General features: G+C 56.7%; 18 protein-coding genes. 12 read left to right on the forward strand and 6 right to left on the reverse strand.

Annotated elements, in window-relative coordinates; translation table 11 throughout:
* The first annotated feature begins 164 nt into the window (after positions 1–164).
* Complete coding sequence (cysQ, locus tag PGR29_RS22070) at positions 165–908, forward strand: 3'(2'),5'-bisphosphate nucleotidase CysQ (protein ID WP_213317447.1); 744 nt, start codon at positions 165–167, stop codon at positions 906–908.
* On the opposite strand, the gene PGR29_RS22075 is transcribed toward cysQ, so the two are convergent.
* Positions 898–1,455 carry a YtfJ family protein gene (locus PGR29_RS22075; protein WP_213317449.1) on the reverse strand — a complete coding sequence of 186 codons (558 nt, stop codon included), beginning with the start codon at positions 1,453–1,455 and terminating at the stop codon, positions 898–900. The genes cysQ and PGR29_RS22075 overlap by 11 nt on opposite strands.
* Before the next feature lie 319 nt (positions 1,456–1,774).
* Here PGR29_RS22075 and PGR29_RS22080 point away from each other — a divergent pair, with 319 nt between their 5' ends.
* Positions 1,775–1,981, forward strand: a complete 207-nt coding sequence (locus PGR29_RS22080; RefSeq protein ID WP_015368594.1) for a DUF1107 domain-containing protein — start codon at positions 1,775–1,777, stop codon at positions 1,979–1,981.
* 63 nt (positions 1,982–2,044) lie between these two features.
* On the opposite strand, the gene PGR29_RS22085 is transcribed toward PGR29_RS22080, so the two are convergent.
* Both PGR29_RS22085 and msrA read right to left on the reverse strand, forming a co-directional pair.
* Positions 2,045–3,397, reverse strand: a complete 1,353-nt coding sequence (locus tag PGR29_RS22085) for a hemolysin family protein (RefSeq protein ID WP_015368593.1) — start codon at positions 3,395–3,397, stop codon at positions 2,045–2,047.
* A 180-nt stretch (positions 3,398–3,577) separates the two neighbouring features.
* Positions 3,578–4,216 (reverse strand): peptide-methionine (S)-S-oxide reductase MsrA, encoded by a 639-nt coding sequence (gene msrA, locus PGR29_RS22090; RefSeq protein ID WP_316425309.1) that lies wholly within the window; start codon positions 4,214–4,216, stop codon positions 3,578–3,580.
* A gap of 202 nt (positions 4,217–4,418) precedes the next feature.
* On the opposite strand from msrA, the gene tamA reads away from it, so the two are divergent.
* From tamA to PGR29_RS22105, 3 genes are read left to right on the forward strand one after another with little or no spacing between them, the layout of a single operon-like run.
* Positions 4,419–6,152 carry an autotransporter assembly complex protein TamA gene (gene tamA / locus PGR29_RS22095; RefSeq protein WP_087858312.1) on the forward strand — a complete coding sequence of 578 codons (1,734 nt, stop codon included), beginning with the start codon at positions 4,419–4,421 and terminating at the stop codon, positions 6,150–6,152.
* Positions 6,149–9,925, forward strand: a complete 3,777-nt coding sequence (tamB, locus tag PGR29_RS22100) for an autotransporter assembly complex protein TamB (protein WP_113374759.1) — start codon at positions 6,149–6,151, stop codon at positions 9,923–9,925. The genes tamA and tamB overlap by 4 nt, the downstream gene beginning before the upstream one ends.
* Before the next feature lie 2 nt (positions 9,926–9,927).
* Positions 9,928–10,269: a gamma-glutamylcyclotransferase family protein gene (locus PGR29_RS22105; protein WP_015704194.1), complete on the forward strand. Its 342-nt coding sequence runs from the start codon at positions 9,928–9,930 to the stop codon at positions 10,267–10,269.
* A 115-nt stretch (positions 10,270–10,384) separates the two neighbouring features.
* Here the strand turns inward: PGR29_RS22105 and ppa are convergent, their stop codons facing one another.
* Complete coding sequence (ppa, locus tag PGR29_RS22110; RefSeq protein ID WP_015368588.1) at positions 10,385–10,915, reverse strand: inorganic diphosphatase; 531 nt, start codon at positions 10,913–10,915, stop codon at positions 10,385–10,387.
* Between the two features lie 404 nt (positions 10,916–11,319).
* On the opposite strand from ppa, the gene ytfQ reads away from it, so the two are divergent.
* From ytfQ to yjfF, 4 genes are all read left to right on the forward strand, one after another.
* A complete protein-coding gene (gene ytfQ, locus PGR29_RS22115; RefSeq protein WP_020079801.1) occupies positions 11,320–12,276 on the forward strand; it encodes a galactofuranose ABC transporter, galactofuranose-binding protein YtfQ in 957 nt (318 codons plus the stop codon).
* Positions 12,277–12,379: 103 nt separating this feature from the next.
* The gene (gene ytfR, locus PGR29_RS22120; RefSeq protein ID WP_308957778.1) at positions 12,380–13,882 is read left to right on the forward strand and encodes a galactofuranose ABC transporter, ATP-binding protein YtfR; all 1,503 of its coding nucleotides are present in this window, start codon (positions 12,380–12,382) and stop codon (positions 13,880–13,882) included.
* Positions 13,883–13,892: 10 nt separating this feature from the next.
* On the forward strand, positions 13,893–14,918 hold the full coding sequence (gene ytfT, locus PGR29_RS22125) for a galactofuranose ABC transporter, ATP-binding protein YtfT (RefSeq protein WP_316425310.1): 1,026 nt from the start codon (positions 13,893–13,895) through the stop codon (positions 14,916–14,918).
* Positions 14,905–15,903, forward strand: a complete 999-nt coding sequence (gene yjfF / locus PGR29_RS22130) for a galactofuranose ABC transporter, permease protein YjfF (RefSeq protein ID WP_015704198.1) — start codon at positions 14,905–14,907, stop codon at positions 15,901–15,903. The genes ytfT and yjfF overlap by 14 nt, the downstream gene beginning before the upstream one ends.
* A gap of 42 nt (positions 15,904–15,945) precedes the next feature.
* On the opposite strand, the gene fbp is transcribed toward yjfF, so the two are convergent.
* Positions 15,946–16,944, reverse strand: coding sequence for a class 1 fructose-bisphosphatase (fbp, locus tag PGR29_RS22135; RefSeq protein WP_015368583.1), 999 nt, complete (start codon positions 16,942–16,944; stop codon positions 15,946–15,948).
* 174 nt (positions 16,945–17,118) lie between these two features.
* On the opposite strand from fbp, the gene mpl reads away from it, so the two are divergent.
* Both mpl and PGR29_RS22145 read left to right on the forward strand, forming a co-directional pair.
* The gene (gene mpl / locus PGR29_RS22140) at positions 17,119–18,492 is read left to right on the forward strand and encodes a UDP-N-acetylmuramate:L-alanyl-gamma-D-glutamyl-meso-diaminopimelate ligase (RefSeq protein ID WP_087858324.1); all 1,374 of its coding nucleotides are present in this window, start codon (positions 17,119–17,121) and stop codon (positions 18,490–18,492) included.
* A 68-nt stretch (positions 18,493–18,560) separates the two neighbouring features.
* Positions 18,561–19,082 carry a GNAT family N-acetyltransferase gene (locus PGR29_RS22145; protein WP_213317454.1) on the forward strand — a complete coding sequence of 174 codons (522 nt, stop codon included), beginning with the start codon at positions 18,561–18,563 and terminating at the stop codon, positions 19,080–19,082.
* 53 nt (positions 19,083–19,135) lie between these two features.
* Here PGR29_RS22145 and yjgA read toward each other — a convergent pair whose 3' ends face one another.
* Positions 19,136–19,687 carry a ribosome biogenesis factor YjgA gene (gene yjgA / locus PGR29_RS22150; protein WP_015368580.1) on the reverse strand — a complete coding sequence of 184 codons (552 nt, stop codon included), beginning with the start codon at positions 19,685–19,687 and terminating at the stop codon, positions 19,136–19,138.
* Positions 19,688–19,781: 94 nt separating this feature from the next.
* Between yjgA and pmbA the strand changes: the two genes are divergently transcribed.
* Complete coding sequence (gene pmbA / locus PGR29_RS22155) at positions 19,782–21,134, forward strand: metalloprotease PmbA (RefSeq protein ID WP_213317455.1); 1,353 nt, start codon at positions 19,782–19,784, stop codon at positions 21,132–21,134.
* Positions 21,135–21,143 lie beyond the last annotated feature (9 nt).

Here is a 21,143-nt window from a genome sequence, read left to right on the forward strand (position 1 = left end):
GCACAAAAGAAAATGTATTTACATTCTGTTGCTTACAGAATTGTGAATTCTGCCAGAAAAGCGTGAATGGAAACCGCTAGTGTTATCACAGATAGCGGAACTGGTGATGATGCGATATAAATAAAACAACGAGTTAACGCCACTGTAACCAGAAGAGGTGGAGAATGTTAGAACAAGTATGTCAGCTTGCACGGACCGCGGGCGATGCCATCATGGATGTCTACGATGGGAACCAGCCGATGGATGTGAGCAGCAAAAAGGATGATTCTCCCGTTACCGCGGCGGATATCGCCGCGCATAAAGTCATTGTCAGCGGCCTGCAGGCGCTGGATGCCACAATCCCCATCCTGTCGGAAGAAGATCCGCCGGCGTGGGAAGTGCGTCAGCACTGGCAGCGCTACTGGCTGGTCGACCCGCTGGACGGCACCAAAGAATTTATCAAGCGCAATGGCGAATTCACCGTTAATATCGCGCTGATTGAAAACGGTAAACCGACGCTGGGCGTGGTGTACGCGCCGGTGATGAAAGTGATGTACAGCGCGCAAAATGGCAAGGCGTGGAAAGAAGAGTGTGGCGTGCGCAAGCAGATTCAGGTTCGCGATGCTCGCCCGCCGCTGGTGGTGATTAGCCGCTCCCATAGTAATGACCCGGAGCTGCAGGAGTATCTGGAGCAACTGGGCGAGCACCAGACCACCTCAATCGGTTCGTCGCTGAAATTCTGCCTGGTGGCGGAAGGCCAGGCGCAGCTCTATCCGCGCTTCGGGCCGACCAGCACCTGGGACACCGCTGCCGGTCATGCGGTCGCGGTAGCCGCCGGGGCGCATGTTCACGACTGGCAAGGCAAAACTCTTGACTACACGCCGCGTGAATCCTTCCTCAACCCCGGCTTCCGGGTCTCTATTTATTAAGCAGCTTATGCAGCAGGTCGACGACCTGCTGCACCTCTTGCTGGGTCAGCGCGCCGTCTTTTGCCCACTGAACACGGCCGTTTTTATCTAACACCACAATCGCCGAACTTCCTTCATCGAGCTGCCAGGCTTTGCGCGCGAGACCGTTGCTGTCGACGATAAACTGCGACCACGGATAGAGCTGCTTGTTGCTCTCGATGCTGCTGCGCACGAACATCCCGGAGCCGGGGATCGCGTCGTCGGTATTGACGATGGTGGTGGTCTGGTAGCGGTCGTGCGGCAGGCCAGCCGCCTTAATCGCCTCAATCAGATTGGCATTTTTCTCTTTTGCCGAGGTGCGCCCGGCAATATGCTGGATGACGCGCACTTTTCCCGCCAGCTGCGAGCTATTCCAGTTTTTGTAGCTAAACTTATCGTTATTCAGTATCAGTTCTCCGCGATCGGCGATGCCTACCGGCGCGACGCGCTGACCATCGACAAAATTATGCGCCGAAGCCATTAACGGAAACAGGAGGGCGGAAACCGCCAGCAACTTACGTAGGGTCATGAGATATCCTTTTTTATATGCAGGTGATCCGACCACTTGGTCTTGTTTAATGATAAGTGCGAATTGTCGCCATTACCCGCAAGCGTGATGCCAGTTTGCGTGCCAACGCACACATTCAATAAAAAACGGAAACTTATACTAACAACTACGTATGCCTGAAACGAAAATTCTGAATTATTGTCATCAAAGGGTAAAAAAACTTCTACAGACTGGGTGACTTCGGAAATCTGGACTATAGTTTTAGGGCATTAAAATTTGCGCTCCCGATACGCGGGCTAACTGTGGCACCGCAGGAGCGTAACCCTGGCAGGAGACAACAATGAAAATTTTCCAACGCTACAATCCGCTGCAAGTGGCGAAGTACGTGAAGATCCTGTTTCGTGGACGGTTGTACATCAAGGACGTTGGCGCTTTTGAATTTGATAAGGGCAAAATCCTTATCCCGAAGGTTAAGGACAAGCTGCATTTCTCAGTGATGTCCGAAGTCAATCGTCAGGTTATGCGTCTGCAAACTGAGACCGCATAACGTGGTATGACGGCACGAAAAAAAACGGCTCCCGATGGGAGCCGTTGATGTTTTCAGGGCCGCTTACGCCGCGCCTTTTTCTTTCTTCGCCGCTTCTTCGATATCAGGCAGTTTCGGTACCAGCACCGTTGGTTTGTTGTCGATACGGGTAACCAGTAGCTGGTCGATACGGTAGTTATCGATATCCACCACTTCAAACTTGTAGCCAGAGAACTTCACCGCATCGGTGCGTTTCGGGATCTTACGCAGCATGAACATCATAAAGCCGCCGATGGTCTCGTAATTATCGGACTGCGGGAATTCATCGATATCCAGCACGCGCATTACGTCGTCGATCGGCGTCCCGCCGTCAATTAACCATGAGTTCTCATCGCGGGCGACGATTTGCTCTTCCAGCCCCTGGCCGACCAGGTCGCCCATCAGGGTGGTCATGACGTCGTTGAGAGTGATAATCCCCACCACCAGCGCGTATTCGTTCATGATCACCGCGAAGTCTTCGCCGGCGGTTTTAAAGCTTTCCAGCGCTTCAGAGAGCGTCAGGGTATCCGGCACGATCAGCGTATTGCGGATCTGCACGCCGCCGGTTAACACCAGGCTCTGATTTGCCAGCACGCGGTTCAGCAGGTCTTTTGAATCGACGTAGCCGATGATGTGATCGATATCCTCGTTACATACCAGGAACTTGGAGTGCGGATGTTCCGCCACTTTATTCTTCAGGCTCTGCTCGTCTTCGTGTAAATCGAACCAGATCACGTTTTCGCGCGGCGTCATCGAAGAGGGGACGGTACGGGATTCCAGCTCAAAGACGTTTTCAATTAATTCGTGTTCCTGTTTACGCAGCACCCCGGCCAGCGCGCCGGCTTCCACCACCGCGTAGATATCATCGGAGGTGATGTCGTCTTTACGCACCATCGGGATTTTAAACAGGCGGAAGATGTTGTTCGCCATGCCGTTAAACAGCCACACCAGCGGGCGGAAGACCAGTAAACAGAAGCGCATCGGGTTGATGATGCGCAAAGCCACGGCTTCTGGCGCAATCATACCGATGCGTTTCGGCGTCAGGTCAGCAAACAGGATGAACAAGCTGGTGACCAGGGTGAAAGAGAAAATAAAGCTCAGCTGCTCGGAAAGCTCCGGCGACATGTAGCGGCTCAATACGCTGTGAAACGCGGGTGAAAATGCGGCATCGCCGACGATACCACCCAGAATGGCCACGGCGTTGAGGCCGATCTGCACGACGGTGAAGAAGGTGCCAGGGTTTTCCTGCATTTTGAGAACGCGCTGCGCATTCACATTGCCTTCATCAGCCAGCAATTTGAGTTTGATTTTACGTGATGCGGCCAGTGAGATTTCAGAGATCGAAAAAAATGCACTGACGGCAATAAGGAAAAGTATTACTAAAATACTGTTTAACATATCTTTTCTGACCGTTGAGGCCAGATCCTCGGAAGGGAAGTGGATAACTCTTTTAATGTGGAATACATAAAAAACCGGTCCGAAGGCGCTGGACCGGCTATGACACAGCGTAGTATAGCGTAAATGTCTGTAAAGCCACCAGAGCGATAATTATTCTCGCCAGCGGCCTCTTCTACAGGATTACGCCTGCGGAGGGAGGCAAACGCCAATCCCGCCGATACCGCAGTAGCCGTACGGATTTTTGTGCAGGTACTGCTGATGATCGTCCTCGGCATAGTAGAACGGTTTTGCCGTGGCGATTTCAGTGGTGATCTCGCGGGTATCGTTGGCGTCGCGCATCGCTGCCTGGTAACGCAGCATGCTGGCCTGCGCCGCTTCAAGCTGCTCCGGCGTCAGCGGGTAGATAGCCGAACGGTACTGCGTGCCGTGGTCGTTACCCTGCTGCATCCCTTGCGCTGGATCGTGGTTCTCCCAGAAAACCTGCAGCAGTTGTTCATAGCTGATGACCTGCGGGTCATATACCACGCGCACCGCTTCCGAATGCCCGGTATCGCCGCTGCACACTTCACGATAGGTCGGGTTTGGCGTGTAGCCGCCGGTATAGCCCGCCGCGGTGCTGTAGACCCCCGGCAATTGCCAGAACAGACGCTCGACGCCCCAGAAGCAGCCCATCGCGAACAGCGCTACCTCCATTCCTTCAGGAACGTTGGTCATTGAGTGGCCGTTAACGGCGTGGAGCGTTGCTACCGGCATCGGCGTGTTGCGCCCCGGCAGCGCATCCGCCTGGGCGACAAGATGCGTTTTATCAAATAGACTCACGGTTGGCCTCGCAATTTGTGGTTAAGGTTGTAACGTCGCGTATCTTTTTAGACAATAAACACGCTCAATACGTCTAAATTTAAACATAAGAATTATTTGGGTTACCGTCACTTTTTCAACCCTTAGTTGTTAGGGTTTTGTTAAGCCGTGGAGCGGCACTTGCGTTTCCTTCGGGGGGAAACAAGGATATTCAGGAGAACACGTGCAACAAATCCGCCAGATATGCGTTACCAGCCTTTTGCTGGTCAGCGGGGTCGCCAGCGCAGCGAATGTGCGTTTGCAGGTTGAGGGGTTATCCGGGGAACTGGAAAAAAACGTCCGCGCCCAACTATCCACGATCCAGAGCGATGAGGTCACGCCGGACCGTCGTTTTCGCGCGCGCGTCGATGACGCCATCCGCGAGGGCCTGAAAGCGCTGGGTTACTATGAACCCACCATCGATTTCGATCTGCGTCCGCCGCCCAAAAAAGGGCGTCAGGTGCTGATTGCCAAAGTGACTCCCGGCGAGCCGGTGCGCATTGGCGGCACCGAGGTGATCCTGCGCGGCGGCGCGCGCACCGACCGCGATTACCTGGATCTGCTGAAAACGCGTCCGGCAATTGGCACGGTGCTCAATCACAGTGATTATGACGGCTTCAAAAGCTCGCTCACCAAGGTGGCGCTGCGTAAAGGCTATTTCGATAGCGAGTTCAATAAAAGCCAGCTCGGCGTGTCGCTCGATCGCCATCAGGCTTTCTGGGACATTGACTACAACAGCGGCGAGCGCTACCGCTTTGGCCCGGTAAGCTTTACCGGTTCGCAGATCCGCGAAGAGTACCTGCAAAACCTGGTGCCCTTTAAACAGGGTGATTATTACACCTCGCAGGATTTGGCGGAGCTGAACCGCCGCCTGGCGGCGACCGGCTGGTTTAACTCGGTGGTCGTCGCGCCGCAGTTTGATAAATCACGTAAAACCAAGGTGCTGCCTCTGCAGGGCGTCGTTTCGCCACGCAAAGAGAACACCGTGGAAACCGGGGTCGGCTATTCGACAGACGTCGGGCCGCGCGTGAAAGCAACGTGGAAAAAGCCGTGGATGAACTCCTACGGCCACAGCCTGACCTCCAGCGTTAGCCTCTCCGCGCCGGAACAGCAGCTCGATTTCAGCTATAAAGTCCCGCTATTAAAAAGCCCGCTTGAGCAGTATTACCTGATGCAGGGCGGTTTTAAGCGTACCGACCTTAACGATACCAAGGCCGATTCCACCACCCTGGCGCTGTCGCGCTATTGGGAGATGTCGAGCGGCTGGCAGCGCGCGATTAACCTGCGCTGGAGTCTGGACCACTTTACCCAGGCTAACGTCACCAATACCACTATGCTGCTTTATCCCGGCGTCTCGGTAAACCGCACCCGCTCCCGTGGCGGCCTGATGCCGACCTGGGGCGATTCCCAGCGCTATTCGGTGGACTACTCCAACACCATGTGGGGCTCGGACATTAACTTTATCGTCATGCAGGCGCAGGACGTGTGGATCCGCACCCTCTATGACCGCCACCGCTTCGTGGTGCGCGGCAACCTCGGCTGGATTGAAGCCGATGACTTCAGTAAAGTCCCGCCGGATCTGCGTTTCTTCGCCGGTGGTGACCGCAGCATTCGTGGTTATAAATACAAATCGATCTCGCCGAAAGATGACGACGGCAAGCTGATCGGTGCCTCAAAGCTGGCGACGGGCTCGCTGGAGTATCAATACAACGTCACCGGGAAATGGTGGGGGGCGGCGTTTATCGACAGCGGCGAAGCGGTGAGCGATATCCGTAAAAGCGATTTTAAAACCGGCGCGGGCGTCGGCGTGCGCTGGCAATCGCCGGTTGGGCCGATCAAGCTGGATATCGCCAGACCTATCGGCGACAAAGAAGAACACGGTTTACAGTTTTACATCGGTCTGGGGCCTGAATTATGAGTTTATGGAAGAAGATAAGCCTCGGCGTATTACTCTTTTTAGTGCTGCTGATTGGCGTGGTCGGCTTTTTAGTCGGCACCACTACCGGTTTGCATCTGGTACTGAAAGCGGCGGACCGCTGGGTGCCGGGGCTGGAGATTGGCAAGGTCACCGGCGGCTGGCGCGACCTGACCTTACAGAACGTACGCTTCGAACAGCCGGGCGTGGCGGTGACGGCCGGCCAGTTCCATCTCGGCGTCAAGCTGCGCTGTCTGTGGGATAGCAGCCTGTGCGTTAACGATATCTCGCTGCGCGATATCTACGTCGCTATCGATACCAAAAAGATGCCGCCTTCGACGCCGGTAGAGGAAGAAGATTCCGGCCCGCTGAACCTCTCGACGCCCTATCCCATTACCCTCAGCCGCGTGGCGCTGCATAACGTCAATGTCAAAATCGACGACACCGCCGTTTCGCTGCGCGATTTCTCCACCGGCCTGAACTGGCAGGAGAAAAACCTGACCCTGACGCCGACCTCGCTGCAGGGGTTACTCATCGCCCTGCCGAAGGTGGCGAAAGTGGCGCAGGAGCAGGTTGTGGAGCCGAAAATTGACCATCCGAAACCGGAAGAGAAGCCTCTCGGCGAGACGATGAAAGATCTGTTCTCGCAGCCGGTGCTGCCGGAAATGGTCGATGTGCATCTGCCGCTGAATCTTAATATTCAGGAGTTCCGCGGCGAACAGCTGCGCCTGACCGGCGATACCGATATGACCGTCTACAACCTGCTGCTGAAGGTCAGCAGCATCGACGGGCAGATGAAACTTGATGCGCTGGACGTCGATTCCGACCAGGGCAAGGTTACCGCTTCCGGCACCGCGCAACTGCAGGATAACTGGCCGGTCGATATTACTCTCGACAGCACGCTGAACATCGACCCGCTGAAAGGCGAGAAGGTGAAGCTGAAAGTAGGCGGCGAGCTGCGTAAAAAACTGCAGGTCGGCGTTGATTTAGCCGGCTCGGTGGCCATGACCCTGCGCGCCGAAGCGCAGCTGGCGGAAGCCGGTCTGCCGCTGAATATGGAAGTGAAGAGTAAGCAGCTGTACTGGCCGTTTACCGGCGAGAAACAGTTCCAGGCGGATGATCTGCATCTGAAATTCAGCGGCAAAATGACCGACTACACCATGGCCTTTAGTACCGCGGTGAAAGGACAGTCGCTGCCGCCGGCTAAAATTACCCTTAATGCTAAAGGCAACGAACAGCAGGTAAATCTCGATAAGCTGACCGTGGCGGCGCTGGAGGGGAAAACCGAACTGAAAGCGTTGCTCGACTGGCAGCAGGCGATCAGCTGGCGCGGCGAATTGACCCTCGATGGCATTAATACCGCCAAAGAGGTGCCGGACTGGCCGTCGAAGCTGAACGGGATTATCAAAACCCAGGGGAGCCTGTACGGCAGCAGCTGGCAGATGGCGGTTCCCGAGCTGAAAATTACCGGCAACGTGAAACAGAATAAAGTCGATGTTCACGGTTCGCTGCAGGGTAACAGCTATATGCAGTGGAAAGTGCCGGGACTGCATCTGGCGCTTGGCCCAAACAGCGCCGATGTGAAAGGCGAGCTGGGGGTGAAAGACCTTAATCTCGACGCCACCATCGATGCGCCGCATCTCGACAATGCGCTGCCGGGGCTCGGCGGTACGGCGAAGGGACTATTGAAGGTGCGTGGCACCATCGACGCGCCGCAGCTGCTGGCGGATATCACCGCCCGCGCTTTACGCTGGCAGGAGCTGACGGTAGCCCAGGTCAACGTCAAAGGCGACGTGAAGTCCAGCGATCAGATTGGCGGTAATCTTGATGTACGCGTCGATCGCATCAGCCAGCCGGGCGTCAACATCAGCCTGGTGCAGCTGAATGCCAAAGGTACCGAGAAGCAGCATGATTTACAGCTGCGCGTACAGGGCGAGCCGGTGTCGGGCCAGCTGACGCTGGCGGGCAGCTTCGATCGTAAAGAGGAGCGCTGGAAGGGCACCCTGAGTAATACCCGTTTCCAGACACCGGTCGGGCCGGTAGCGCTGACGCGCAACATCGCGCTGGATTATCGTAATCAGGAGCAGAAAATCAGCATCGGGCCGCACTGCTGGAGCAACCCGAACGCCGAGCTGTGCGTACCGCAAACCATTGATGCCGGCGCCAGCGGGCGCGCGGTGGTCAATCTCAACCGTTTCGATCTGGCGATGCTGAAGCCGTTTATGCCGGACGCGACCCAGGCAAGCGGCGTGTTTAGCGGTAACGCCGATGTCAGTTGGGACACCACCAAAGAGGGACTGCCTCAGGGCAAAGTCACCCTCAGCGGGCGCAACGTCAAAGTTACCCAGACGGTCAACGACGCGCCGCTGCCGGTGGCCTTCGATACGCTTAACCTCAGCGCCGACCTGCATAACAACCGGGCGCAGTTGGGCTGGCTGATACGCCTGACCAATAACGGCCAGCTTGATGGCCAGGTGGAAGTGACCGACCCGCAGGGGCGGCGTAACCTTGGCGGCAACGTCAACATCAGCAACTTCTCGCTGGCGATGATTAACCCGATCTTCGCTCGCGGCGAGAAAGCGGAAGGCAAGCTTAATGCCCGTCTGCGTCTGGGCGGCAACTTGCAGAGCCCGCAGCTGTTTGGTCAAATGCAGCTCAGCGGCGTCGATATCGACGGCAACTTTATGCCGTTTGATATGCAGCCGAGTCAGCTGGCGATGAACTTCAACGGAACGCGTTCGACTCTGCAGGGGACGGTGAATACCAAACAGGGGCAGATTGCGCTGAGCGGCAACGCCGACTGGACGCAAATCGACAACTGGCGCGCGCAGATTGCGGCGAAGGGCAGCCGGGTGCGCATTACCGTGCCGCCGATGGTCCGCCTGGATGTTTCTCCGGATGTGGTGTTTACCGCCACGCCAAGCCTGTTTAACCTCGATGGCCGCGTTGACGTACCGTGGGCGCGCATCGTGGTGAACGAGGTGCCGGAGAGCGCGGTGGGCGTCTCTTCCGATGAGGTGATGCTGGATAAAGATCTGAAGCCGATTAAGCCGCAGAGCGCCGGTATTCCGATCAACAGCAACCTGACGATTCACGTCGGCAACAACGTGCGTCTGGACGCTTTCGGCCTGAAAGCGCGTCTGACCGGCGATCTGAAAGTGGCGCAGGATAAGCAGGGGCTGGGGCTCAATGGCCAGATCAATATTCCGGAAGGTCGCTTCCACGCTTATGGTCAGGATCTGATCGTGCGTAAAGGCGAGCTGCTGTTCTCCGGGCCGCCGGATCAGCCGCTGCTCAATATCGAAGCGATTCGTAACCCGGAAGCCACCGAAGACGACGTGATCGCCGGCGTTCGCGTCACCGGTTCTGCCGATCAGCCGAAGGCCGAGATCTTCTCCGACCCGGCAATGTCGCAGCAGGAAGCGCTTTCTTATCTGTTACGCGGTCAGGGATTAGGCAGCGAACAGAGCGATAGTGCGGCGATGACCTCAATGCTTATTGGAATGGGGGTTGCACAAAGTGGTCAGGTTGTGGGTAAAATCGGCGAGACGTTTGGCGTAAGCAATTTGGCGCTGGATACCCAGGGGGTAGGCGACTCCTCCCAGGTGGTGGTCAGCGGCTATGTGCTGCCGGGTCTTCAGGTAAAATACGGCGTCGGCATCTTCGACTCTTTGGCGACGCTTACCCTGCGTTATCGCCTGATGCCTAAGCTATATATGGAAGCGGTGTCTGGCGTAGACCAGGCTCTCGATTTGCTCTATCAGTTTGAGTTTTAGCAATGCGAATATTTGTTTACGGCAGTTTACGACGCAAACAAGGCAACAGCCACTGGATGACCAACGCCCAGTTGCTGGGCGCTCATAGTGTCGACGATTATCAGCTGTACAGCCTGGGCCACTATCCAGGCGCGGTGCCGGGCGAGGGCACAGTACATGGTGAAGTGTATCGTATCGACGCATCGACGCTGGCCGAGCTGGATGCGCTGCGCACCAAGGGCGGTGAATACGCGCGCCATCTGATCCAAACGCCTTACGGCAGCGCGTGGATGTATGTCTACCAGCGCTCCGTCGAGGGGTTTGCGCAGATTGAGAGCGGAAACTGGTTGGACAGAGACCAGTAATTGAAAACGACAACGCCACCTTCGGGTGGCGTTGTTTTTTGGCCGTCTGAAACCAGAACAGGCCCATACAAAAACACCGCCCGGAGGCGGTGTTTTTTATGCTGGAAAAACAGAATTACTTCTGTTTAGCGCGCTCGAAGGAAGCAACGATTTCAGCTTTAGCCGCTTCAGCGTTGTCCCAACCGTCGACTTTAACCCACTTGCCTTTTTCCAGATCTTTGTAGTGCTCGAAGAAGTGAGTGATCTGGGCTTTCAGCAGTTCCGGCAGGTCGTTCACATCTTTGATGTGATCGTATTCTTTGCTCAGCTTGGTGTGCGGTACCGCAACCAGCTTGGCATCTTCTCCGGATTCGTCGGTCATTTTCAGTACGCCAACCGGACGGCAGCGGATAACTGAGCCTGGTTGCAGCGGGTACGGAGTCGGGACCAGCACGTCAACCGGGTCGCCGTCCAGGGACAGGGTGTGGTTGATGTAGCCGTAGTTGCACGGATAGAACATCGCAGTGGACATGAAACGGTCAACGAACAGTGCGCCGCTCTCTTTGTCAACTTCGTATTTGATTGGGTCTGCGTTAGCTGGGATTTCGATAACGACGTAGATGTCTTCCGGCAGCTCTTTGCCCGCAGGTACGTTGAGTAAGCTCATGTCTGTTTCCTTTAAAAATGTTTGGCAAACAAGTGCCCGGTATTATAGCCAACTCACATCGAATGTCTTCGCTTCTTTTTGCCTGGCTATGGGGGGAAGCGTCTGAATTTCTCCTCATCAGATAACCCTAAAATCCATAAAGATAGCTACATTCTGAATAATTTTGTGTAACCGTTTTCAATGTTGCGAGCGGCGGTTATCCAGAAGGCAAATTTTCGTCATTAGCGCAGGGCATGCCGTTGGGCGGGAAGCCTTATCGCCGCTCAGCTCAGACAAATCGCACTAATTAACATTTTATTTACTTTTTCGAAGTGTGATGTAACGCATTCAGTTACATAACGGATTGTCTATAGTTTGTTCGCAGGTGAGCATTTAACCAACAATAACCCTACGAGGAACATCTTATGTGGAAGCGCTTACTTCTCGTCACCGCGGTTTCGGCAGCTATGTCGTCTATGGCGATGGCCGCCAACCTGACCGTAGGATTTTCGCAGGTCGGCTCTGAATCGGGCTGGCGCGCGGCCGAAACGAATGTTGCTAAGGAAGAAGCGGCGAAGCGTGGCATCACCCTGAAGATTGCCGATGGTCAGCAAAAACAGGAAAACCAGATTAAAGCCGTGCGCTCGTTCATTGCCCAGGGCGTGGACGCGATCTTTATCGCGCCGGTGGTGGCGACCGGCTGGGAGCCGGTGCTAAAAGAAGCGAAAGAGGCCAATATCCCGGTGTTCCTCCTCGACCGTTCGATCGACGTTAAAGATAAGTCGCTGTATATGACCACCGTCACCGCCAACAACGTGCTGGAAGGCCAACTGATTGGCGACTGGTTGGTGAAAACCGTCGATGGCAAGCCGTGTAACGTCGTGGAGCTCCAGGGCACCGTGGGCGCCAGCGTCGCTATCGATCGTAAGAAAGGCTTCGCCGAGGCGATTGCCAAAGCGTCCAACATCAAGATTATCCGCTCGCAGTCCGGCGACTTCACCCGCAGTAAGGGGAAAGAGGTGATGGAGAGCTTTATCAAAGCGGAGAATAACGGCAAGAACATCTGCATGGTCTACGCCCATAACGATGACATGGTCATCGGCGCGATTCAGGCCATCAAAGAGGCCGGGCTGAAGCCGGGCAAAGATATCCTCACCGGGTCTATCGACGGCGTGCCGGATATCTATAAAGCCATGATCGCCGGCGAGGCGAATGCCAGCGTTGAGCTGACGCCGAATATGGCCGGTCCGGCGTTTGATGCGCTGGAAAAATACAAAAAAGACGGCACCCTGCCTGAGAAGCTGACCATTACCAAATCGACCCTTTATCTGCCGGATACGGCAAAAGAAGAGTTAGAGAAGAAGAAAAATATGGGTTACTGAGCCTTCATGAAAATGCCGGGGGCGCTACGCTTGCCCGGCCTACATTTCGCTCTTTTGTAGGCCGGATAAGCGCAGCGCCATCCGGCGTGATGCAGGGGGAACCATGACCACCGACCAATACCAGGAGATCCTTCGTACCGAAGGACTCAGCAAATTCTTCCCCGGCGTGAAGGCGCTGGATAACGTTAATTTCAGCCTGCGGCGCGGCGAAATCATGGCTCTGTTGGGCGAAAACGGCGCCGGAAAATCGACGCTGATTAAAGCGCTCACCGGCGTGTATCATGCCGACCGCGGGGCGATTTGGCTGGAAGGGCAGCAAATATCGCCGAAAAACACCGCTCACGCTCAGCAGTTGGGTATCGGTACCGTTTACCAGGAAGTTAACCTGCTGCCGAATATGTCGGTGGCGGATAATTTGTTTATTGGCCGCGAGCCGAAGCGCTTTGGTCTGCTGCGGCGCAAAGAGATGGAAAAACGCGCTACCGCGCTGATGGCCTCTTACGGCTTCTCGCTCGACGTGCGCGAACCGCTGAATCGTTTTTCGGTGGCGATGCAGCAAATCGTCGCTATCTGCCGGGCCATCGACCTGTCGGCGAAAGTGTTGATCCTCGATGAACCAACCGCCAGTCTCGACACTCAGGAAGTGGAAATGCTATTCACCCTGATGCGTCAGCTGCGCGATAACGGCGTCAGCCTGATTTTTGTGACCCATTTTCTCGACCAGGTCTATGCCGTCAGCGACCGTATTACCGTGCTGCGCAACGGCAGTTTTGTCGGCTGTCGGGAGACCCGCGAGCTGCCGCAAATCGAACTGGTCAAAATGATGCTCGGCCGCGAGCTGGACCATCAGGCGCTGCAGCGCGCCGGGCGCACGCTGCTCAGCGATAAGCCGGTGGCGGCATTTGAAGATTTTGGCAAGAAGGGCACGATTGCGCCGTTTACTCTGCAGGTGCGGCCGGGCGAGATCGTCGGCCTGGCCGGGCTGTTGGGATCCGGGCGCACCGAAACGGCGGAGGTCATTTTCGGCATCAAGCCCGCCGACAGCGGTAAAGCGTGGATCAAGGGCAAGCCGCAAACGCTGCGCTCGCCGCATCAGGCCTCCTGCCTCGGCATTGGTTTTTGTCCTGAAGACCGTAAAACCGACGGCATCATCGCCGCCGCCTCGGTACGGGAAAATATCGTGCTGGCGCTACAGGCGCAGCGCGGCTGGCTGCGGCCGATCCCGCGCCGCGAACAACATGAGATTGCCGAACGCTTTATTCGCCAGTTAGGTATCAGGACGCCCAGCGCCGAACAGCCGATCGAATTTCTCTCCGGCGGTAACCAGCAGAAGGTATTGTTGTCGCGCTGGCTGCTGACCAAACCCCAGTTCCTGATCCTCGATGAGCCGACGCGCGGTATCGACGTCGGCGCCCACGCTGAGATTATTCGCCTGATAGAAACCCTCTGCGCCGATGGTCTGGCGCTGCTGGTTATCTCCTCGGAGCTTGAAGAACTGGTGGGCTACGCTGACCGGGTGATCATCATGCGCGATCGCCAGCAGGTGGCGGAAATCCCCCTTGCCGAGCTGTCGGTCCCGGCGATCATGAACGCGATTGCGGCATAAGGAGCCCAGCATGATGCCCAGAACCGTACCACAAAGCGGACAGCCAAAACGGCGCTTTAGCTGGCCGAAAGGGATGCCGCAAATTATCGCTCTCCTGCTGGTATTAGCGGTGGATAGCCTGGTGGCGCCGCATTTCTTCCAGGTGCTACTGCAGGATGGGCGGCTGTTTGGCAGCCCGATTGACATTCTCAACCGGGCGGCGCCGGTGGCACTGCTGGCGATTGGCATGACGCTGGTCATCGCCACCGGCGGCATCGATCTGTCGGTCGGCGCGGTGATGGCTATCGCCGGGGCGACCGCTGCCTCGATGACCGTCGCCGGGCACAGCCTGCCGGTGGTGCTGCTCGCCGCATTGGGCGCAGGCGCGCTGGCTGGTCTGTGGAACGGCATTCTGGTGGCCGTGCTGAAGATCCAGCCCTTCGTGGCCACGCTTATCCTGATGGTCGCCGGACGCGGCGTCGCGCAGCTGATTACCTCCGGGCAGATAGTCACCTTTGATTCGCCGGCGCTTTCCTGGCTCGGCAGCGGATCGCTGCTGTTGCTACCGACGCCGGTGATTATCGCCGTCGCAACGCTGCTGCTGTTCTGGCTGTTTACCCGCCGGACCGCGCTCGGCATGTTTATTGAAGCGGTGGGGATCAATATCCGCGCGGCGAAAAATGCCGGAGTGAATACCCGCATTGTGGTGATGCTGGCCTATGTGCTGAGCGGCATCTGTGCGGCGATTGCCGGGATTATTGTGGCGGCGGATATTCGCGGCGCCGACGCCAACAACGCAGGATTATGGCTGGAGCTGGACGCCATCCTGGCGGTGGTGATCGGCGGCGGTTCGCTGATGGGCGGGCGCTTTAATCTGCTGCTGTCGGTGATGGGGGCGCTGATTATCCAGGGGATGAACACCGGGATTTTACTCTCCGGTTTCCCGCCGGAGCTCAACCAGGTGGTGAAAGCGGTGGTGGTGCTGTGCGTACTGATCGTTCAGTCGCCGCGCTTTATCGGTCTACTGAAAGGGGTACGCGGCCGTGATAAAACGTAATTTACCTTTGATGATTACCCTCGCGGTATTCGTGCTGGGCTATCTCTACTGCCTGACCCAGTTTCCGGGTTTTGCTTCGACGCGGGTGATTTGCAATATCCTGACCGATAACGCTTTCCTTGGGATCATCGCCGTCGGCATGACCTTCGTGATCCTCAGCGGCGGTATCGATCTGTCGGTCGGGTCGGTGATTGCCTTCACCGGCGTGTTTCTGGCCAAAGCGATCGGCTTTTGGGGGATCTCGCCGCTGCTGGCTTTCCCGCTGGTACTGGCCATGGGCTGCGCCTTCGGCGCGTTTATGGGGTTACTGATCGATGCGCTAAAAATCCCGGCATTTATCATCACCCTCGCCGGCATGTTTTTCCTGCGTGGGGTTAGCTATCTGGTCTCGGAAGAGTCGATTCCCATTAACCACCCGCTGTATGACACTCTGTCCGGGCTGGCGTGGACCATCCCTGGCGGCGGCCGCCTGAGCGCGATGGGGCTGCTGATGCTGCTGGTGGTGGTGCTGGGAATTTTCCTCGCCCACCGTACCCGCTTTGGCAATCAGGTCTACGCCATCGGCGGCAACGCCACGTCGGCCAATTTGATGGGCATTTCCACGCGTAGCACCACTATTCGCATCTATATGCTGTCGACCGGCCTGGCGACGCTTGCCGGCATTGTCTTCTCTATCTACACCCAGGCGGGCTACGCGCTGGCGGGCGTCGGCGTGGAACTGGATGCCATCGCTTCGGTGGTGATAGGCGGCACGCTGCTGAGCGGCGGCGTCGGAACGGTTCTGGGGACGCTGTTCGGCGTGGCGATTCAGGGCCTTATTCAGACCTACATCAACTTTGACGGTACGCTCAGTTCATGGTGGACGAAGATCGCCATCGGCATCCTGCTGTTTATCTTCATCGCGCTGCAGCGCGGGCTGACGGTGCTGTGGGAAAATCGCCAGAATGCGGCGGTGACTCGCGTGGGCGGGGCGATGAATCGCTAACAGGGAACTCCCTTCCCGCAGGGCGGGAAGGGAAGGTAGAAATTAAGCGTCCGGGAACTCTTTAATGAAGTTCTCGACGTCTTCTACCATGTGGTCGTTGCCGACAAAGAACGAACGGCGCTGGTGCAGGCTTTCCGGGATGATATCGAGAATACGCTCTTTACCATCGCTGGCTTTGCCGCCCGCCTGTTCCGCCAGCATCGCCATCGGGTTGCATTCGTACAGTAAACGCAGTTTCCCTTGCGGGTGGCTGGCGGTGCTCGGATACAGGTAGATGCCGCCTTTCAGCAGGTTACGGTGGAAGTCGGCCACCAGAGAACCGATATAGCGCGAGGTGTACGGGCGCTGGGTCTCTTTATCTTCTTCCTGACAGTACTTGATGTACTTCTTCACGCCCATCGGGAACTTGATGTAGTTACCTTCGTTGATGGAGTAGGTTTTGCCTTTCTCCGGGAAGCGCATCCGCTCCTGGCTCAGGCAGAAGACGCCGAGTGACGGGTCGTAAGTAAAGGCGTGCACGCCGCAGCCGGTGGTGTAGACCAGCATGGTGGAGGAGCCGTAAACCACATAACCCGCGGCAACCTGTTTGTTACCCGGCTGCAGGAAGTCTTCTTCGGTGACCGGCGTACCGACCGGCGTGACGCGGCGGTAGATAGAGAAGATAGTCCCCACGGAGACGTTAACGTCAATGTTGGAGGAGCCATCCAGCGGATCCATCAGCACAACGTATTTGGCGTGTTCGCACCCTTCGAAGACCACGATTTCATCTTCTTCTTCCGAGGCGATACCGGCGACGATATCACGTGCGCGCAGTGCAGCTTTTAATTTTTCATTCGCGAACAGGTCCAGCTTCTGCTGAACTTCACCCTGAACGTTTTCCGCACCGCTGGCACCCAGGATATCGACCAGACCGGCCTTATTGATATCGCGGTGGATGATCTTGGCGCCCAGTTTTATTGCCGACAACAAAGCAGTCAGCTCACCGGTAGCGTGGGAGAACTCGTGCTGCTTTTCGACAATAAATTCACCTAACGTTTTCATAACTCGTTCCCTGCATTTTTATGTTGAGTAAAACGAACGCAACAATCTTAACAAATAATAAAAAAACTGCGCACAGGTGAATCGCGCCAGCAAATGCAGATTTGCCTGAAATGCATTTCTCAGGGGGCATACATATGGGTAAAATGCGGGTCAGATTAATGAGGGAAGTAACGAATGCGCATTCATATTTTAGGAATCTGTGGCACGTTTATGGGGGGGCTGGCAATGCTGGCACGTTCCCTCGGGCATCAAGTAACCGGCTCGGATGCTAACGTTTATCCGCCAATGAGCACCCTGCTGGAAAACCAGGGCATCGATCTGATTCAGGGCTACGACGCCAGCCAACTGGACCCGCAGCCGGACCTGGTGATTATCGGTAACGCCATGACCCGCGGTAATCCGTGTGTCGAAGCGGTGCTGGAAAACAACATTCCGTACATGTCTGGCCCGCAGTGGCTGCACGACTTCGTCCTGCGCGACCGCTGGGTGCTGGCCGTTGCCGGTACTCACGGTAAAACCACCACCGCCGGCATGGCGACGTGGATCCTCGAAGCCTGTGGCTATAAGCCGGGCTTCGTTATCGGCGGCGTACCGGGGAACTTCGAAGTTTCCGCACGCCTGGGCGACAGCCCGTTCTTCGTGATTGAAGCCGACGAATATGACTGCGCCTTCTTCGACAAGCGTTCTAAGTTCGTTCACTACTGCCCGCGCACGCTGATCCTCAATAACCTTGAGTTTGACCACGCGGATATCTTTGACGACCTGAAAGCGATTCAGAAACAGTTCCACCACCTGGTGCGCATCGTGCCGGGCAAAGGCAAGATTATTCTGCCGGAGAGCGACATCAACCTGAAGCAGGTGATGGCGATGGGCTGCTGGAGCGAACAGGAGCTGGTGGGCGAACAGGGCCACTGGCAGGCGAAGAAACTCAACGCCGATGCCTCGCAGTGGGAAGTCCTGCTCGACGGCGAAAAAGTTGGCGAAGTGAACTGGGCGCTGGTCGGCGAACATAATATGCACAACGGCCTGATGGCGATTGCCGCGGCGCGTCATGTTGGCGTGGTGCCGGCGGATGCCGCTAACGCGCTGGGCAGCTTTATTAACGCCCGCCGCCGCCTTGAGCTACGCGGCGAAGCCAACGGCGTGACCGTCTACGACGATTTTGCCCACCATCCGACGGCCATTCTCGCGACGCTGCAGGCGCTGCGCGGCAAAGTCGGCGGCACCGCGCGTATTCTGGCGGTGCTGGAGCCGCGTTCCAACACCATGAAAATGGGCGTCTGCAAAGACGATCTGGCGCCGTCTCTGGGCCGCGCCGATGAAGTCTTCCTGCTGCAGCCGCAGCATATCCCATGGCAGGTGGCGGAAGTGGCGGAAGCCTGCGTACAGCCGGCGCACTGGAGCGCCGACGTCGATACGCTGGTGGATATGATCGTGAAAACCGCGCATCCGGGCGACCATATTCTGGTGATGAGCAACGGCGGCTTTGGCGGCATTCATCAGAAGCTGCTGGATAAACTGGCGCAAAAAGCGGCCGCGGCAGAGTAAGCGCGAACGCTTCCGGTTACTGCCCTCCGCGTGAGGGCAGTTTTGTTTTCGCCACCAGGGATTGTGTGATGCTGACCTGTGAAAGAGTACTTTCTACCGATTCGCCCCATTTCGCCGCGCTTGACGCGCTGTACGCCCGCGCCTTTCCATGGCACGAACAGCGCGAAAGCGACGCCAAACTTCAGGCGCTGAGCAACCCGCACTATGCGCTGGAAGCCTGGTTTGATGACGGGATATTTATTGGCCTGAGCGGCTGCTGGCAGTTTGCCGGTTATAGCTATATCGAACATCTGGCGATTGACGACACCCTGCGTTCGCGCGGCTATGGCAAACAGCTGCTGGCGCAGATCCTGACGCGTGCGCCGCTGACTATTCTGGAAATCGATCCACTCACCAGCGAAATCGCCCATAAGCGGCTGCGCTTTTATCAGTCGATGGGATTCCATGCCAATGCCTGGGCGCACCGGCATCCGACCTATCATCAAGGGATCGACGATCATGAACTGCTGGTGTTGAGCTGTCCGCAACCGATCGATGCGGCGCAGTATCAGCAGTTTGCCGAGGATTTAGGGCGTGAGGTGATGGGGTAGCCCGGATAAGGCGCAACGCGCCGCCATCCGGGAGATGGCGGTTAGCGTGGGAATTAGCCTTCGTTTTCGGCCAGTTCGCGCAGATACTGGAAGATCAGGCGCGCGGATTTTGGCGGCTTGTTGCCTTCTTTCTCTTTTTTGGCATTGCGGATCAGTGAGCGCAGCTGCTGACGGTCAGCGTCTGGCCACAGGTTCAATACCTCTACGACAGCATCATCGCCATTATCAATCAGGCGATCGCGGATTTGTTCCAGCTTATGGAACAGCGCCACCTGCTGGTTGTGACGGTTCTTCAGCTTATCCAGCGCCTGGCGAATCGGATCGACGTCGCGGTTACGCAGCATTTTACCAATCAGCTGCAGCTGGCGGCGGCGGCCTTCTTTCTTGATACGCTGGGCGAGTTCAATGGCGTCGCGCAGGTCGGTATCGAGCGGCAGCTTATCCAGCGCGTTCTTACCGAGATCTACCATTTCCGCGCCAAGACGCTTCAGTTCTTCCGCATCGCGCTTAATTTCACTCTTGCTGACCCAGATAATTTCATCATCTTCATCTTCAACGTCATCACCGGGCACGTCGTCGAGCCAGTCTTCGGGCTGCTTTGTCATCTCAGGCTCCTTAAAAAAGAGGCTAATGTTACCAGTTAAGGCGCGCACTGAAAAACGGTTCTCTGTTAGACTTCAGTTAACTCCTTCTTACATTATGGCATTAGCAATGAAAGTCATCTCTCAAGTTGCACAGCAGCGTAAGACGCTGGAAGAAGCCGTTAGTACGGCACTGGAACTGGCGGCAGGCAAATCCGACGGTGCGGAAGTCTCCGTCAGCAAGACCACCGGCATCGGCGTCAGCACCCGCTACGGTGAGGTGGAGAATGTTGAATTCAATAGCGACGGCGCGCTCGGCATCACCGTTTATCATCAAAACCGTAAAGGCAGCGCCTCTTCGACCGACCTGAGCCCGGACGCTATCGCCCGTACCGTGCAGGCGGCGCTGGATATCGCGCGTTACACCTCGCCGGACCCGTTTGCCGGCGTGGCGGATAAAGAACTGCTGGCCTTTGACGCCCCGGATCTGGACCTGTTCCATCCGGCGGAGGTCTCCCCCGATGAAGCCATCGAGCTGGCGGCCCGCGCCGAGCAGGCCGCTCTGCAGGCCGACAAACGTATCACCAATACCGAAGGCGGCAGCTTCAACAGCCACTATGGAATTAAAGTGTTCGGTAACAGCTATGGCATGCTCCAGAGCTATTGCTCTACCCGCCACTCGCTCTCTAGCTGCGTGATTGCCGAAGAAAACGGCGACATGGAACGCGACTACGCCTACACCATTGGCCGCGCCCTTGGCGATTTACAGACCCCGGAGTGGGTCGGCAACGAATGTGCCCGCCGCACTTTGTCGCGCCTGGCGCCGCGTAAGCTGTCGACGATGAAAGCGCCGGTTATCTTCGCCAACGAAGTGGCTACCGGGCTGTTTGGCCACCTGGTTGGGGCGATCGCCGGCGGCGCGGTCTACCGTAAATCGACCTTCCTCCTCGACTCCCTCGGCAAACAGATCCTGCCGGAGTGGCTGACCATCGAAGAACATCCGCATCTGCTGAAGGGGCTGGCCTCCACGCCGTTCGACAGCGAAGGCGTGCGCACCGAACGTCGCGACATCATCAAAGACGGCGTGCTGACCCAGTGGCTGCTGACTAACTACTCCGCGCGTAAGCTGGGTATGAAAAGCACCGGCCACGCCGGCGGCATCCATAACTGGCGCATCAACGGCCGCGGCCTGAGTTTTGCAAAGATGCTTAAAGAGATGGGCACCGGGCTTGTGGTCACCGAATTGATGGGGCAGGGTGTCAGTGGCGTGACCGGCGACTACTCGCGCGGCGCATCCGGTTTCTGGGTAGAAAACGGCGAAATTCAGTATCCGGTCAGTGAGATCACCATCGCCGGAAATCTGAAAGAAATGTGGCGTAATATTGTCACCGTCGGCGACGATATCGAAACGCGCAGCAATATTCAGTGTGGTTCCGTACTGCTGTCGGAAATGAAAATCGCCGGTCAATGACCTGTGTGC

The organism is Klebsiella sp. 141203 (assembly GCF_032601985.1).
GTDB lineage: Bacteria > Pseudomonadota > Gammaproteobacteria > Enterobacterales > Enterobacteriaceae > Klebsiella > Klebsiella aerogenes.